Source organism: Pseudomonas sp. efr-133-TYG-103a (assembly GCF_030209235.1).
Taxonomy (GTDB): Bacteria; Pseudomonadota; Gammaproteobacteria; order Pseudomonadales; family Pseudomonadaceae; genus Aquipseudomonas.
Map to the genome: position 1 here is coordinate 20,076 of NZ_JARVSK010000010.1, position 16,574 is coordinate 36,649.

Genomic DNA, 16,574 nt, shown 5'->3' on the forward strand with positions numbered 1-16,574 from the left:
TCAGACGTTCCTCTTTTCATTGCCGAGCGCAGGCTCGAGGCAATCGATGAACAGACAGGCAGCGAGCAGATCCGCAGCGCCACCCGGTGACGCATTCAGACGCAGCAGTTGCTGGTCCAGCTCATGCAGCGCCCGACGCCCGCTGAGGGTCGCGCTGCCACCGGCGTCCAGAACGCGCTGAGCGCCTTGCTGCATGGTCTGCAGCCCTTGCTCGCCAGCGCGATACAGCACGCAGGTGTCGGACAGTTCGGTCATGATCGCGAGCAGCGCATCGAGCCTCGCATTCTGCTCGCCACTCTGTCTGGCGCGGCTGCGCTTGAGCTGCACAAGTCCCGATTGGGTGACAGCGGGGAACCCCATTTGCGCCTGTTCGCGCGCGCCCATTGCGCCGTATTTGCGCGCTACTTGCGCACCATGGCTTTGCGTGTGCGAAGACGCGTGGCGGTCTTCGATCAACGCCAGACATCCGGCTCGCAGGCCAAGTCCGGCAGGCGAAAGATCGTCAGGATCCAGCGCCGCCGCAGTCACCAACAGGCCCAGTGCCCAGATCGCACCGCGATGGGTGTTCACGCCATTGGTGGTGCGCATCATCGCTGCCTCGCCTTCGCGACCGATACGACCGATGGCTTCACGCAGCGGCTGGCCGATCTCGCCGATCGAGAGGGCGGCCTCGGCCATCTCCTTGAATGCCGGCCAGAGCGCCAGCGCTGAGGCGTGCATCAAACCGAGGTGCAGATCGTCATGCGCGCCGCTGCTGCGCCTGTCCACCAGGGCGGGCTTGGGCGACAGGTCGGCCTCATCGATGAGGGCTTCGACGGCCAGGTCCGCCAGGCTTTCAGCCAAAGAAACGGTACGCGGTGCTGCATCGAAAGATACGTTGAATGCGTGCATCACCAACTCCTGAATTTAGCGGGCGGGTTGTACAAACCACCGGACCATTCCACCAGCTCGGCAATGCTCTTGGCGGCCAACAGCTCGCGGCTGGCGTCGGTGCGACGGATACCCAAGTCTTCCGGCAGCGCGATAAGGCCTTCACGACGCATGCGGGCAGTGTCTTTCGGATCATGTCTGAGCCCGATCGACGTCACGCCGGCCACGGCGGCGATCATCGCCTGACGCTCTTGCAGACTGCGCGCCTTGTACAGGTAAGCGATGCCTTCTTCGGTGAGCAAATGGGTGACGTCGTCGCCGTAGATCATGATGGGCGCCAGCGGCATGCCGCTTTTTTTCGCGACCTCAACGGCATCCAGCGTCTCGACGAAGGTCGGTTTGCCGCCCTCCTGGAAGGTTTCGACCATTTGCACGACGAGCTTTTTGCCGCGCTCAAGGTAGGCATCCGGTCCGTCGCCGCTCAGCTGGCGCATGTCCAGCCAGGCAGGCGTGCCGTGACGTCGACCGCGAGGGTCATGGCCCATGTTCGGCGCGCCGCCAAAACCGGCAAGCCGCCCGCGCGTGACTGTCGAGGAATGCCCGTCGCCGTCGACTTGCAGCGTCGCGCCGATGAACAGGTCCACGGCGTACTGACCGGCCAGCTGACACATCATGCGGTTCGAGCGCATGGAGCCGTCGTGGCCGGTGAAGAACACGTCAGGCCGGGCGGCGATGTAATTTTCCATGCCCAGTTCGGTGCCAAAGCAATGCACGCTTTCGACCCAGCCGCTTTCAATGGCCGGAATCAGCGTCGGATGTGGGTTGAGCGTCCAGTTGCGGCAGATCTTGCCTTTCAACCCCAGCGATTCGCCGTAGGTCGGCAGAATCAGCTCGATCGCGGCAGTATTGAAACCGATGCCGTGGTTGAGCGACTGGACATTGTGTTTTTCGTAGATGCCGCGGATGGCCATCATCGCCATCAGCACGTGGACGGGTTTGATGTGACGAGGGTCGCGGGTGAACAACGGCTCGATATAGAACGGTTTGTCGGCCACCACTACGAAATCGACCCACGAGGCAGGAATGTCGACGCGCGGCAGGTCGCCCACGTCCTCGACCAGCTGGTTGACTTGCACGATGACGATGCCATCGCTGAACGCTGCGGGTTCGATCAGGGCGGGCGTGTCTTCGGTACTGGCTCCGGTGTAGATGTTGCCTGCGCGGTCAGCCATGAAACCGGCAGACAACACGACGTTGGGTATCAGATCGACCAGCAGGCGGGAGTACAGCTCGATGTAGGTGTGAATCGCGCCGATCTCCAGCAGCCCATCTTCCAGCAACTGGCTGATGCGCAGGCTCTGCGTGCCGGCAAACGAGAAGTCCAGCTTGCGCGCGATGCCACGCTCGAAAAGATCCAGGTGTTCAGCACGACCGACGCTGGGCATGATCATGTGCAGATCATGAAGCTTGCCGGGATCAGCCTTGACCAGCGAACGGGACAGGAAATCTGCCTGTTTCTGGTTGTTGCCTTCAAGCACTACACGGTCACCGGGCGCGATCAACGCCTCGAGCGCCGCGACGATCTTGTCGGTGGGCAGAACGACGCCATCGGCGAAGGAACGCACCAGATCGAGCCGCCGCTGCTTTTCGCTGCGACGACGCGACCAGCGCGGGTCTAGTTTCGTTGTTGTAGTCATGCTGACTCCACGAGTTCGCTGTCGTGGGCAACATTAGGAGCTATCGCGTCGCAGCATCAATCAAGCACGGCGGCCGATCGTTACGGTTGGAGTAATGATTGCCAGCGTGCCGTCATCACCATGCTCACGCCGGTATTCAGACGAGCAGCGGAGCGGATGACTGCTGCACAGCGGCAGCCACCTGGCGCAAGGGTCTGACTTAAGCAGGGCAACTCGGCTCAGATCGCAGGCCCGGCCACTGGCACCAAGCTCGCGTCCACCAGCCACTGCTCCAGCGCGATCAGGTCGGGGATTTTCGCGACGGTATCACCGACCTGCACGGCCGCCAGTTCCAGCTCGGACAACGGCACGTCGACGTAACTCAGCTGGCTGTCGAGCTTGCAGGACCGGGGTATGCCCTGAGTCAGCAAGGCAATGAACTTGAGATCGGGACGCGCGCCCAGCGCGTTGAGCACGACAATGCGCGCTCGACCGCCAACGCGGGCGCGGCTTCCGCAAGCCGCTTCAAAGCTGAGCAGGGGCAAGCTGCGGTGACGCCAGTTGATCGGCCCCAGATACCACTGAGGGGCGGCGGGGTCGGTGACGGTGTCCTGATAATCGATCAGTTCGGCCACCGCGACGTTCGGCAGCAGCAAATGGCGGTCGCTGAGCGGAATGAGCAAACCGGTGAGGCTGGTCAGACGCGCCGTTTGCGTGGTTGTGTCAGACATGCACGTGACTCCAGTGCGCGATGCTCTCCAGCAGCGCCGCTTCCTGATACGGCTTGCTCATGTACTCGTTGACCCCCAGCGCCATGGCGCGATCCCGGTGTTTCTGGCCAGAGCGGGAGGTGATCATGATAATGGGCAGATGTTTGAGCGCCTCGTCTTCGCGAACCTTGCTCGCGACCTCGAAGCCGTCCATGCGCGGCATTTCGATATCCAGCAGCATGACATCCGGCGTGTGTTCCTGCAGCAGCGCCATGGCATCGACACCGTCCTTGGCAGTGAGCACATTCATGCCGTTGCGCTCCAGCAATCGCCCGGTCACCTTGCGCACCGTCACCGAATCATCCACCACCATCACCAGCAGCGGCCGGATCTGCTCAGCTTCCACATACTGCGCCGGGGCCTGCCCCGAGACTTGCAACGCAAGCATCCGCGCATGCAAGCGACGAATGTGCGCAAACAGATCCAGGATCAGCACAACGCGGCCATCGCCGAGGATCGTCGCCCCGGCGATGCCCTGCACACCGGAAAACTGCGGCCCCAGGTTCTTCACGACGATTTCCCGCGAGCCCGCAAGCGCATCGACCTGCACGGCCACCCACTGATCATGCACGTGCACCAGCAACACCGGCAGCGGCTGTGTCTGGCCGATCAATCGGGGCGGTTGACCGTTGTTCAGCAGTTCGCCCAGATAGCGCAGCTCGTAAGTCCGCTCGCCGTACTGATAACGCGGCGGCGTGGACTGGTAATACGCCTCCAGCTCATTGGGCATCACGCGCACGATGCCTTCGATACTGTTCAGCGGCACGGCGTACTGCTCTTCGCCGCACTGCACCATCAGCGCCCTGTTGACCGAGACCGAGAACGGCAGGCGGATACGAAAACGCGCGCCCTCGCCGGACTTCGAATCGATGACCATCGAACCGCCCAGCTCTTTCACCTCGGCGTGCACCACATCCATGCCCACGCCACGCCCGGAAATCTGCGTGATCGTCTCGGCGGTAGAAAAACCGGCCTGCAGGATGAACTGCAGCGTGTCGTGCTCACTGAGCTCGGCGTCCGGGCCGATCAGCCCGCGCTTGACGGCTTTGCGGCGCACGGCCTCGAAATCGACGCCTGCGCCATCGTCACTCATCTCGATCACGATATCGCCGCCTTCATGCGCAAGGCTCAACACGATGTGCCCCACCTCGGACTTGCCCGCAGCGAGACGCTTTTCCGTGCTTTCCAGGCCATGATCGATGGCGTTGCGCAGCATGTGCTCCAGTGGCGCGACCATACGCTCGAGGACGTTGCGGTCCATTTCGCCTTCGGCGTTGACCACGTCGAACTTGACCTTCTTGTTCAGCTCGCCAGACACCTGACGGACGATCCGGCGCAGACGCGGCACCATACGCTCGAACGGGACCATGCGCGTGCGCATCAGGTTTTCCTGCAGCTCGGTGTTCACACGCGCCTGTTGCAACAGCAATGTTTCGGCTTCATGGGCACGCGTATCGAGGGTTTCCTTGAGCTCCATCAAGTCCGACGCGGACTCGAACAGCGCCCGCGACAGCTGCTGCAATTGAGAATGCCGGTCCATTTCCAGCGGGTCGAAATCTTCGTAACCCAGGCGTTCGGCCTGATGATCACGACTGAGGATCCGCCCTTGGGTTTCAATATCCAGACGCCGCAGCTGGTCACGCATCCGCTCGATAGTGGTTTCCATTTCGGCCAGCGTGACCTGAGCGTCACTGACCTGTTGCTCGATGCGGCCACGGAAAATCGAGGTCTCGCCGGCCAAGTTGACCAGATCCTCCAGTTGCTCGGCCGGCACCTTGACCATCTCGGGCCCCGTTCGCTCAGCCTCCGCATCAGCGGGCGGCATCACAGGCTCGGCCGCAGGCAGCGGCGCCACCGGCAGCACGTCCAGGGGCTTGCTCACAGATTCCTGAGCGGCGCCAGGCGACGAGTATTGCGCGATGCTCTCGATCAGCAACGCCGGATTGGGCAGCGGCTCATAACCGCGAACGGCATCGACCATGTCGGCGAGCATGTCGTGACCGCTTTGCAGCAGACCGTTGAGCAGCGCGCTGTTTTTCAGCGTGCCCGACGACAACCCTTCATAAAGTGATTCCATCTCATGGGCCAGATCACCGATCGGGGCAATCTCAACCATGCGCGCGCCGCCCTTGAGGGTGTGCAGATCACGCAGCAGGTTTTCCACTTCAAGGCTGTTCTGCGGATCGGCCTGCCAGCGCACCAACGCTGCGCTGGTGCTCTCGATAATGTCATCGGCTTCTTCGAGGAAGATCTCCAGCAGCTCCGGGTCGCGCTCGTCCAGCGCCTGAATCATTGAACCGACATTGCGCGGCTCGGCGTCCTGAGGCTGCACATAACAATTTTGCTGGCGGAACTCGCGAATGGCCTCGATCAGCGGCTGCGGGCTGGTCAACGCAACACGGTTCTGCAATTGCTCGAGCATCAGCGCCAGATGATCGTGACTGCGCACCAGAAGATCGGCGAGCGTCGGCGAGTGGCTGCAGCGACGGTCGATAAGGCATTCGTAAAGCGATTCAAGCTCATGGCCCAGATCACCGACCGGCCCGATTTCGGCCATCCGCGCGCCACCTTTAAGGGTGTGCAGATCACGCTGCAGTGACGACAGCGGCAGCGGGTTTTCCGGGTCATCGAGCCAACGCTGCAACGCCTGGCCCGCGCTTTCGAGAATATCGACCGCCTCTTCGAGAAAGATATCGACAATCTCTTGATCCAGCTCATCGCGAACCGGCTGCTCAGGTTCTGCGTTCAGGCTTTCGGTGGCTTCCTGCAGATCAGTGACGCGAGTCGGCAGCCCGCCTTCGCTGCGAATCAGGCCCGTGGCGCCGGGGTCCAGCGCCTCGTCGAGCAAGTCGCGCAATGCCTGGACGCGCTCCGGACAGGCCTGAACCTGCTGGCCGGCGGCAACCTGATCGAGCATGTTGATCAGCGCCTCGTGAGCGTTTTGCGCCTCATCGAAGAAACGCTCGCTGACCGCCAGGCTGCTTTCCTCCACCGCACCGTACAGGTCCAGCAGCGCTTCACACAGCTCATCGACCTGAGGCAGATCGGCCATGTGCGCACCGTGGCCGAGCATCGTCAGTTCATCGAGCAGCGCATTGAGTTCCTGACGCTCGCCCGGATGCTGCCGCCAACGCTCCAGCAGACTCTCGGCGTCGAGCAGGATGTCCATGCCTTCGGCCAGAAAGCTGGCCAGCACCTGCGGATTGCGCCGCGTGCGCAGGCCGTTGTCATCGGCGGCCAGGGCCTCAGCCATGCGCTCTTCAAGCAACCGATTGGCCGATCGGATCAGCTCGTCCGCGCCGGCGATCGACATCAGCGGATCGACGGTCAGTTGCGCCAGCCCCTGATGAAACAGCGGCTCAGCGGCTGACAGCAAATCCAGCTCAGGTTCGCCGACGGCAATCTGGTTGGTCTTGAACTCGCGCACCAGTTGATCGAGCGGACCGGCGAGCTCCGCCATCGGCAGCACACCGGCCATGTAGGCGCTGCCCTTGAGCGTGTGCAACGCGCGCAGCAAGTCATCGCTGAACGAGGGCGACTCCTCGCCTCTGGCGGTGTCGAGGCAACGATTGAGCGTGTCCAGGTGGGTCTGGGCTTCCTGACGGAAAATCTCCAGCAATTGCGGATCGAATGCTTCCGACGGGCCGTCCTGCGCAATCGGCGAGGCCTGCGGTTCAAGGTTTTCACCCTGAGCCAGGGCATGAGCGCGGGCGGCGAGCTGATCGACATCATCGCGTTGGCGCTGAACGTCTTCGGCAAAATCCCGGATGACATCCGGCAGCAGCACAAGCACATCGGTGAGCAGTTGCTGCACATGCGCATCCGGCTCGACGCTGCGTTCGAGCACGCGGTTGAGCAGGTTCTCCACTGCCCAGGCCAGCTCGCCGAGAATCAGCGCGCGGACCATTCGCCCGCTGCCTTTGAGCGTATGAAACGCGCGGCGTATTTCAGTCAGGGCAGCGCTATCGTCCACGCTGGCCAGCCAGCGCGGCAGGTATTCGCGCAGTGCATCGAGCATTTCATCGGTTTCTTCGAGAAACACATCGCGCAGCTCGTCATCCACAGGCGGCTCGCCCTTGGGCGGCGGCAGCAGGCTGGCGGGAACGTGCCGCGCGGGCGGGTTCACCGCCGAGACCGGACTGGCCAGCACCTCGGCGATGCTCGGGCTCGGACTGACCAGCGCCTGACGCTCGTGCAGTTCATGCAGCTCCTCATGGCTGATGACTTCTTCGAGCACAGGCACTTCGACAGCGTCGGGCACAGGCGAATAACCGAGCCGAGCCAGACTTTCCTGCGCCAGATCCAGCACATGCTCGCCGGGCGCTTCGGGGTCTTCGGCCATGCGTTCCAGGTAATACTCGACGCCGATGATCACATCGGCCAGGTGATCGAGCTGCGAGGAGGCGGGAGGTTCTGCGCCGCCCAGCAGATGCTCGGTGATGTATTCGTTGCACGCTGCGAGCATGCCCGACGCACGCGCCAGCGGAATCATCGCCAGGGCGCCACGCACCTGAACCAGTTGTGCACTCAGCGGCTCCAGACGCTCGCGAGCGAGGTCGCCATCGACGTAGTCGTCGATCACGTCCTTGGCCTGCTGCAGGACGACGCGCGCTTCCTTGATGACCAGCTGATGAATCTGACTCAGGTCGGTGGTCGGCAAACGGCTCTCTTCCGGACTGCTCTGGTCGACCGACCCGGCCATGCCTGCCAGTGTCGCTTCCACATAAAGCAGAGCGCCTGCAACATCCATCAACGTGGCGTCATCGGGCTCGCGCTGCCCTTGCGCCATGCCCTGCACCACCGCCAATTGGTCGATGATCACTTTGCGCGGCTGACCGAAGCCCAGCACCGCGAGCGTATCGGCGATCTGCCGCAGTGGCGGAAGCAGCGCATTGAGTTCACTGACGTGCTGGCGATCGCCCCGCACGAACACGTCCAGCCGCTCCTTGGTGCGCACCAGTTCGTCACACAGCGCAATGATCACCGAGCGCATGGCATCGCGATCCGGACCCGCCATCCGCGCGCGCTCCTCATCGACCAGCGCGTTCTCCGGCAAGGCCTCGGCCAGCGCGTACTGATCTTTCAACTCGATCATCCTTTGCGCCTGGCTGTCGGATTTGGCGATGTAGAACAGCAGGCTCTTGAGCAACTCATCTGGCGCCGGCTGATTGATGCCGGCAATGCCTTGCTCCAGCAGGCGCTTGAGTTCTTTGTCGGCATCCTTGAACAGACTGCGCAGCGCGGGGCTGTTGGTGAAGTTGCCGCTGGCCATGGTTTCGACCAGTGCAGATGCGATGCGCCACAGAGGCTCGAGCGGCGCGTCCTTGCATAAGGCCTCAAGCTTGGCGAAGACCTTGGTCATGTACGCGAGCTGCGTCTGCACATCCTGCTCACGCAGCAGCCCGACCAGCGCGGTCTGCAAGGTCTGACGCAGCTTGCGCAGCCTGGCGCCGAGCTCCGGGCTGTCACGTTGCGCGAGCATCTGCGCATCCAGCGCCGGGAGCGAGAGCAGTTGCGGCGAAAACAGACTGGTTTCCGAAAGCAGGCTTTCGCCCCGGGCACTGCGCAGGTCGTTGAGCAGCGGCAGCACCACCAGCGGCAGATCGCGCCGGGCAGAATGAATGCGCTCCAGATACACCGGCAACTGGCTCAGCGCCTGATGCAACAGCTGTACGGCCTCGGTTTCCTGAGGCACGCGACCTTGCTGGAACGCCAGGGCCAATTGCTCGATTTCCTCGGCGAACAGCGCGGCACCGTAGAACTCGATCATCTGCAGGCTGCCGTGCACCTGATGAATGAAATCCAGGCACACTTCCATCGCTGCCGGGTCGTGGGGCCGGGCAACGAACGTATCCAGCGCCTGTCGAGCGTGTTTGAGGGTTTCGGCTATTTCGCCCTTGACCCATTCCAGGGCCACGTAGTCGTGACGGTCAGCCATGATGACTCCGGTTGCCTTTGCCTTGACGCTTCGTGTTTCGCACCGACGGGGACATCAATGCCGCGAGGCCGGCAATGTGAATCCGGACACCGAGCGGCGCATTTCGCTGGCCATTTTCGCCAGATTGCCCATGCTCTGCGCAGTGGCGGCGGTCCCGGACGTGGTTTGCGTGGTGGTTTGCTGAATCACAGTCATGGTCGTGGAAATCTGTTGCCCCAACGCGCCTTGCTGCTGCGCGGCATTGGTGATGCTTTCGATCAACGCAGCCAGCACCTTGGAAACCCCTTCGATTTCCTCCAGCGCAACACCGGCATCCTGCGCCAAACGCGCGCCGCGTACCACTTCGGATGTCGTCTGCTCCATCGAGATGACGGCTTCGTTGGTGTCGTTCTGAATGGCGCGGACCAGGGTTTCGATCTGCTTGGTGGCCGACGACGAGCGCTCGGCAAGACGTTGTACTTCGTCGGCGACCACGGCGAAGCCGCGACCGGCATCGCCCGCCATGGACGCCTGAATGGCGGCGTTCAGCGCCAGAATGTTTGTCTGGTCAGCGATGTCGTCGATCAGGCTGACAATGTCGCCGATTTCCTGAGATGACTCACCCAGGCGCTTGATCCGTTTGGACGTGTCCTGAATCTGCTCACGGATGTTGTCCATCCCATTGATGGTGTTGTGCACCACCTCGTTGCCCTTGTTGGCAATGGCCACCGAACGCTCGGCCACGGCGACCGACTCGGAGGCGTTGGCCGACACTTGAGCAATGGAGCGCGACATGTCGTTTACCGCATTCGACGCCGCGGCGATCTGCAACGCCTGATGCTCGGACGCTGCTGCCAGCTGGGTGGCGGTTGTCTGGGTGTCCTTGACCGCGCCGAACACCTGCTCGGCCGTCAGGTTGATGGTCGCCACCAGTTCGCGCAGTTGGTCGATGGAATAATTGATCGAGTCTGCAATGGCGCCGGTGAAGTCTTCCGTCACCGAAGCGGCCACTGTCAGGTCGCCGTCCGCGAGGTCTTCGATCTCGTCGAGCAAGCGCATGATCGCGGTCTGGTTACGCTCGTTTTTCTCGGCGGTTTCGCGCAATTGCCGGTTGGTTTCACGCACCATCACAAGACCGATGAGAATGATCGACGCCAGCGCCAGCAAGCCCAGCATATAGCCGCCGTAGCTGTTGATGGTCCGACCGCCAGCCATGTGCTCGAAGCTGTTGGCCAGCACCGATGCTTCGTCGAGCAGCGTTTGCGAAAGATTGAAGATATTGCTCGCCGCCTCTCGTACTTCGAGCAATTCCGGTGACGTCTCCAGAATTTCGTCCACAGAGCCCGACACGAACTGGAACAGCTCGGCAATCTCGGCCAGCCGCGCGCGGGCGTCACGGTCCTCGACCTGAGCGATCCTCAGTGACGCGTTGCCTTCGAGCATGCCGTTGAGCACGCGACCGAACTGGCTGGCATCACGCCCGAATGCGTCGGCGGCCTGAACCGCCGTCTCATCGCCCGACAGCACGGTGTTTACCGCGCCAAGAATCCGCTCGGCCAGCAGCGACTGGCGCTGAGCAAGTGCGACCTGACTGGCAGGTGCACGGTTCTGCAGAAGAATGTCGACGACTTTTTCCGACTCGATCTGCAATTGAGGGATGGTTTCGGCCAAGGTCGCTGCCACCTGGTGAAGCGACAACACAGTCTGCTCGCGTGAAAGAATGACATCGGTGCTCTTTCGCAGATTTTCCCAGTCGTTCTGCACCGCTTTCAATTCATCGCCCACCTCGGCAGGAGCCGCGGGAAGACCGGTGTTCTTGTCGCCTTTCTTCAGATACTGCCAGCGCGTGTCGAAATCGTTGCGCGCATCCGCCAGCAACTTGAACGCCGCGGACTTCCCCGCCGCTGCCTCGGTGGCGTTCTTGGCAATGCGTTGCGACAGCACGCGCAGCTCGCCGGCATGGCCAATGTACTGTTTGTCGTAGTTGGACTGGGTGCTCAGGTACGCGAAATTGACGAAGAGCAGGATGATCGAAATGATCAGGACGACAAACAACGCGATGATTTGTGATCGGCTGCGCGCGCCTTCCAGGGACTTGCCGGTATTACTCATTGCTCAGGGCTCCGCCTGCGAAGACGGCGAACGTCCTCGATGCTGTGCAAGACAGTATTAAAGTGCGACATCCATGAACCCCGGCGACTGCACCAGCGTTCTGGGACTGAAAACCCGCCAGGCCTGTTCGCGCAGGAAACGGCCCTGAATGTACGGCGCGATTTGCGCGTCGCTGTCATCCAGGGTCTCAGGCATCAGGCTGCGCTCGCTGAAATGCTGCATGCCGAGGACTTCGTCCACCAGCAACCCGGCAAACACGTCCTGGTCATCGATGACCAGCACACGCCGCTGTTTGCGCAAGGGCGACAGCTCATGGCCGAAGAATGCACACAGATCCATGATCGGCAACAGCCTGCCCCGCAGATTCGCGATGCCGCGCACCCACGGCTTTACACCCGGCAACGCGGCGTAGCGGGGTTCATGAAGAATCTCATCGACCTCGCCCATGGGCGCCACGTAGAAACGCTCGCCCATGCGAAAGCCGATGCCGCTCCAGCCCTGCTGTCGGGTTTCCTGCAGCGGCAATCCGGCGGCGAGCGAGCGGCAGCGCTGGTCGATATCGAGCAGCAGCTGAAAAGCAGTTTGTGACTGAGCCATGAACGCCAGCCGGGCGTCAGCCCGCCAGAACCGCGTTCAGGGTTTTCATGAGGGTTTCTTCATCCACCGGCTTGGTCAGGTAGTCCCGCGCACCCTGGCGCTTGCCCCAGACCTTGTCGGTTTCCTGATCCTTGGTGGTGATCATGATCACCGGGATCATGTTGGTGTCGGCATCCTTGGTCAGCTGGCGGGTCGCCTGAAAACCGTTCAGGCCGGGCATGACGATGTCCATCAACACCGCATCAGGCTTTTCCTGACGCGCCAGCGCCACACCGTCTGCACCGTTTTCGGCCTTGAGGACCTGATGGCCGTGCTTTTCCAGCATCCCGGTCAGCTTGTACATTTCGGTCGGCGAATCATCGACGATCAGAATTCGAGCCATGGTGCTTCCCCATAGAAACAGCCGTCCCCGGGCAAGGGGACCGACTTCAAGATAATTGTTGTTCTACTGCAACGAACCCCGGCACGTGGGCCTTGATTGCACTGAGCAGCTCTTCCTTGCTAAACGGCTTGGTCAAAAACTGATCGGACCCGACGATTCGCCCCTTGGCTTTGTCGAACAGCCCGTCCTTGGAGGACAACATGATCACCGGCGTGGACTTGAACGCCCGGTTGTTCTTGATCAACGCACAGGTCTGATACCCATCCAGCCTGGGCATCATGATGTCGACAAATATGATTCTCGGATGATTATCGGCGATCTTGGCCAGCGCATCGAAACCGTCTATGGCAGTGATCACTTCACAACCGACATTTTTCAACAGGGTCTCGGCGGTGCGACGAATCGTTCGAGAGTCGTCGATGACCATCACTTTCAATGGGGCTGAATGCTGTTCCATATCTGCTCTACCATCGCCGCGGCGATTCAGATGGGTCTGCCTTCGGCCGGGCCTATGGTGCTAGTCGGGATCGCTGAACCCCCATCTAGAGGGGTGCAAAGGCAACCGTCATGATGGCGGATGCCGAGCCTTTTTAGCACACTCTAAAGGCGCAATCCATAAAGCATCTGCGCCGCCCTTGCCCCTTGACCCCAAGCGTGCGCAGCGCCACCCTGACGCCTGTTTTCAGGCCGGTCGCGGCCATTACCGATCAGAGGATATTGCCCATGAGCATTCGCCTGGGAATTGTCATGGACCCCATCGAGCGCATTTCCTATAAAAAGGACAGCTCGCTGGCCATGCTCCTGGCAGCGCAAGCGCGCGGTTGGTCGCTGTTCTACATGGAACAGCACGATCTTTATCAGGATGCAGGACAGGCCCGTGCCCGCATGAAGCCGCTCAAGGTCTTCGCCGATCCGGCGCACTGGTTCGAACTGGAAGCCGAAGTCGACAGCGGCCTGGATGAGCTGGACGTTATCCTGATGCGCAAGGATCCGCCCTTCGACATGGAGTTCGTCTACTCCACCTACCTGCTGGAGCAGGCCGAGCGCGCGGGCGTGCTGGTGGTTAACAAACCGCAGAGTCTGCGTGACTGCAACGAAAAACTGTTCGCAACCCAGTTCTCCCACTGCACGCCGCCAACGCTGGTGAGCCGCCGCTCGGACATCCTGCGCGAGTTCGCCGCCAAGCATGGCGATGTGATCTACAAGCCTCTGGACGGCATGGGTGGCGCATCGATCTTCCGTCATCGTCCGGAAGATCCGAACCTTTCAGTCATTCTCGAAACCCTGACCAACCACGGCCAGAACCAGATCATGGCTCAGGCCTACCTGCCTGCAATCAAGGACGGCGACAAGCGCATCCTGATGGTCGATGGCGAGCCGGTTCCGTATTGCCTGGCACGCATTCCCGCCGCAGGGGAAACCCGTGGCAACCTGGCCGCCGGTGGACGTGGCGAAGCACGCCCGCTGACGGACCGCGATCGCTGGATCGCCGCCGAAATCGGCCCGAGCCTGCGGGAAAAAGGTCTGTTGTTTGTAGGCCTGGACGTCATCGGCGAACACTTGACCGAAATCAACGTCACCAGCCCGACGTGCATTCGTGAGATCGACAACGCGTTCGGTACGGACATTGGCGGAATGTTGATGGATGTGATCGAGAAGAAGCTGCAGGCCCGGTAGCGCAGCTTTTCTGCAGGAGCACGTTTGCCCGCGATCGCGATTAAGGTGCGTCGGTAACAACGATGTCGAATGTTCCGACGTCATCGCGGGCAAGCGCGCTCCTACAGTGACGATGCATCGCCTGTACTGCCCACTAATCGGCCCGCCGATATCAAAGCCCAAGCACCGGCTGACATTGCGGTATCATGCGCGGCCTGAATTTCGCGTTAGGTGGGTTCTGTAATGCTGGCATTCGTGCTTCCGGGGCGTCGATGAACGCTGCGGTCGACAAAGATCTTCCCATGGCTCTGACCCGCACCGGCGTGCGCCCGGCTGATCGCCTTGGCTTTACCCTGATGATCGCGGCGCTGATCCATCTGGCGCTGATCCTTGGCGTCGGCTTCACCTACGTCAAGCCGGAAAAAATCAGCCAGACGCTGGAAATCACCCTCGCGCCCTTCAAAAGCGACACCAAGCCCAAAGACGCCGACTTCCTCGCTCAGGAAAACCAGCAGGGCAGCGGCACCCTAGACAAGAAAGCGGTGCCCAAGACCACGGAAATCGCCCCGTATCAGGACACCCAGATCAACAAGGTCACGCCTCCGCCTGCCGCCAAACCGGTGGTCAAGCAGGAAGCGCCCAAGACCGCCGTGGCGACCAAGGCTCAGGCGACGCAAAAGACTGTCGCCAAGCGTGATGAGGTCAAGCCGGAAGAACAGAAGAAGGCCGCGCCCACCTTCGACAGCACGGAGCTGAACAGCGAAATCGCCAGCCTTGAGGCCGAACTGGCCGATGAGCAGCAGGCTTATGCCAAGCGCCCCAAGATTCATCGACTGAGCGCCGCATCGACCATGCGCGACAAGGGCGCCTGGTACAAGGAAGACTGGCGCAAGAAGATCGAGCGCATCGGCAATCTCAATTATCCCGACGAGGCACGGCGCAAGCAGATCTACGGCAGCCTGCGCATGATGGTATCGATCAACCGGGACGGCTCTTTATATGAGGTGCTGATTCTTGAGTCGTCGGGCCAACCCTTGCTGGATCAGGCAGCACAGAAGATCGTGCGGCTGGCGGCGCCGTTTGCGCCATTCAGCGGTGATCTGGCCGACATCGACCGTCTGGAAATCATCCGAACCTGGAAATTCGCCAAAGGCGACAAGCTTTCCAGCAATTGATCGCGCGCCTCACTAACGCCACGCTTCCCAGGCGCAGTGAGCCAACTGTCTCCAACGCCCCATCGATCGATGGCGTAACACCCGACGCCTTCCCGGCTGAAGCCGGTCCTACGAAAAACATGCGGCGTCTGTAGGACCGGCTTCAGCCGGGAAAAGGCCGGTGAATGCGGTGGAGATGCATTGGTTGGAAATCATTCTTCGCGGGCACGCTCGCCCCTGCAACGCTTGCCGATACATCGCGCGGTGCAGGCCTGTCGAACATGAAACCTGAAACCTGTCGCGATTTATCCACCCTCGAGTCGGTTCTGCCAGTTGTCACAGCAGCCCCACAGCGCCACACTAGGGCTCATGAAAAACGTCACTCCGTCGTACCTCAAGCATCAATTTCTGATCGCCATGCCCCACATGCACGATGAGAACTTCGCTCAGACCTTGACCTACATCGTCGAGCACAATGCCAATGGCGCCATGGGCCTGGTCATCAATCGACCGCAGAGCCTGTCGCTGGCCGATATTCTCGAGCAGCTGCGTCCCGAAATGACGCCACCTGCCCGCTGCCAGCAGATCCCCATTCATGTCGGGGGGCCCGTTCAGACGGATCGCGGCTTCGTGTTGCACCCCACCGGTCAGATATTTCAGGCCACCGTGGACTTGGGCGGCATCTCGCTTTCCACCTCGCAAGATGTCCTGTTTTCCATCGCTGACGGCTACGGGCCTGATCAAAATCTGATCACCCTCGGCTATGCAGGCTGGGACGCCGGGCAACTGGAAGCCGAATTCGCCGCCAACGCCTGGCTCAACTGCGCATTCGACCCCAGAATCCTTTTCGAGCTCGACAGTCACGAGCGCCTCGATGCCGCCGCCGCGAAACTGGGGATCAACCTCAATCTGCTGACCAGCCAGGCGGGACACGCCTGATGGCCGCACTGCGCCTGTTATTGGGGTTCGACTACGGCAGCAAGCAGATTGGCGTGGCCGTCGGCCAAGTGATTACTGGCCAGGCGCGAGAGTTGTGCACATTGAAGGCACAGAATGGCGTTCCCGACTGGACCAAGGTTCAGGCGCTGATCACCGAATGGAAGCCGGACGCGATCGTTATCGGACTGCCGCTGAACATGGACGGTACGCCCAGCGAAATGAGCGCCCGCGCCGAAAAGTTCTCACGTCAGATCAACGGCCGCTTCAACCTTCCGGTTTACACCCACGACGAGCGCCTGACGACCTTTGAAGCCAAAGGCGAGCGCATGTCCCGTGGCGGTCAGCGTGGCAGTTATCGCGACAACCCGGTGGACGCCATTGCCGCAGCGCTCTTGCTGCAGGGCTGGCTGGAAGCCAATAGCGCACTGTTCGAAACCTGATCGATTTACACTGCATCGAGTTGAAAGCACCGAATTCGAGTTTCAGCCCGCGCCGACGAGC

The 16,574-nt window shown here is 61.4% G+C and carries 12 protein-coding genes; 4 read left to right on the forward strand and 8 right to left on the reverse strand.

All coding sequences use genetic code 11. The features are described from left to right. From QRN36_RS07875 to pilG, 8 genes are all read right to left on the reverse strand, one after another. Complete coding sequence (locus QRN36_RS07875) at positions 1-891, reverse strand: triphosphoribosyl-dephospho-CoA synthase (protein WP_285423546.1); 891 nt, start codon at positions 889-891, stop codon at positions 1-3. After that, complete coding sequence (gene mdcA / locus QRN36_RS07880; protein ID WP_285423547.1) at positions 891-2,567, reverse strand: malonate decarboxylase subunit alpha; 1,677 nt, start codon at positions 2,565-2,567, stop codon at positions 891-893. The genes QRN36_RS07875 and mdcA overlap by 1 nt, the downstream gene beginning before the upstream one ends. 218 nt (positions 2,568-2,785) lie before the next feature. Next, a complete protein-coding gene (locus QRN36_RS07885) occupies positions 2,786-3,277 on the reverse strand; it encodes a chemotaxis protein CheW (protein ID WP_285423548.1) in 492 nt (163 codons plus the stop codon). Then, complete coding sequence (locus QRN36_RS07890; protein ID WP_285423549.1) at positions 3,270-9,254, reverse strand: Hpt domain-containing protein; 5,985 nt, start codon at positions 9,252-9,254, stop codon at positions 3,270-3,272. Before QRN36_RS07890 ends, QRN36_RS07885 begins: the two co-directional genes overlap by 8 nt. 54 nt (positions 9,255-9,308) lie before the next feature. Beyond that, positions 9,309-11,345, reverse strand: coding sequence for a methyl-accepting chemotaxis protein (locus tag QRN36_RS07895; protein WP_285423550.1), 2,037 nt, complete (start codon positions 11,343-11,345; stop codon positions 9,309-9,311). Between the two features lie 57 nt (positions 11,346-11,402). Next, positions 11,403-11,942 carry a chemotaxis protein CheW gene (locus QRN36_RS07900; RefSeq protein WP_093468275.1) on the reverse strand — a complete coding sequence of 180 codons (540 nt, stop codon included), beginning with the start codon at positions 11,940-11,942 and terminating at the stop codon, positions 11,403-11,405. A gap of 16 nt (positions 11,943-11,958) precedes the next feature. Continuing rightward, on the reverse strand, positions 11,959-12,324 hold the full coding sequence (gene pilH / locus QRN36_RS07905; RefSeq protein ID WP_093468272.1) for a twitching motility response regulator PilH: 366 nt from the start codon (positions 12,322-12,324) through the stop codon (positions 11,959-11,961). 46 nt (positions 12,325-12,370) lie between these two features. Then, positions 12,371-12,781, reverse strand: coding sequence for a twitching motility response regulator PilG (pilG, locus tag QRN36_RS07910; protein ID WP_268798442.1), 411 nt, complete (start codon positions 12,779-12,781; stop codon positions 12,371-12,373). A gap of 266 nt (positions 12,782-13,047) precedes the next feature. Here pilG and gshB point away from each other — a divergent pair, with 266 nt between their 5' ends. The 4 genes from gshB to ruvX all read left to right on the forward strand — a co-directional run bounded on the left by gshB (position 13,048) and on the right by ruvX (position 16,513). Continuing rightward, positions 13,048-14,001 carry a glutathione synthase gene (gene gshB, locus QRN36_RS07915; protein ID WP_285423551.1) on the forward strand — a complete coding sequence of 318 codons (954 nt, stop codon included), beginning with the start codon at positions 13,048-13,050 and terminating at the stop codon, positions 13,999-14,001. Between the two features lie 251 nt (positions 14,002-14,252). After that, the gene (locus tag QRN36_RS07920; RefSeq protein ID WP_373568717.1) at positions 14,253-15,155 is read left to right on the forward strand and encodes a TonB family protein; all 903 of its coding nucleotides are present in this window, start codon (positions 14,253-14,255) and stop codon (positions 15,153-15,155) included. A gap of 348 nt (positions 15,156-15,503) precedes the next feature. Beyond that, positions 15,504-16,073 carry a YqgE/AlgH family protein gene (locus tag QRN36_RS07925; RefSeq protein ID WP_093468266.1) on the forward strand — a complete coding sequence of 190 codons (570 nt, stop codon included), beginning with the start codon at positions 15,504-15,506 and terminating at the stop codon, positions 16,071-16,073. Next, positions 16,073-16,513, forward strand: a complete 441-nt coding sequence (ruvX, locus tag QRN36_RS07930; RefSeq protein WP_285423553.1) for a Holliday junction resolvase RuvX — start codon at positions 16,073-16,075, stop codon at positions 16,511-16,513. The genes QRN36_RS07925 and ruvX overlap by 1 nt, the downstream gene beginning before the upstream one ends. Positions 16,514-16,574: the final 61 nt, after the last annotated feature.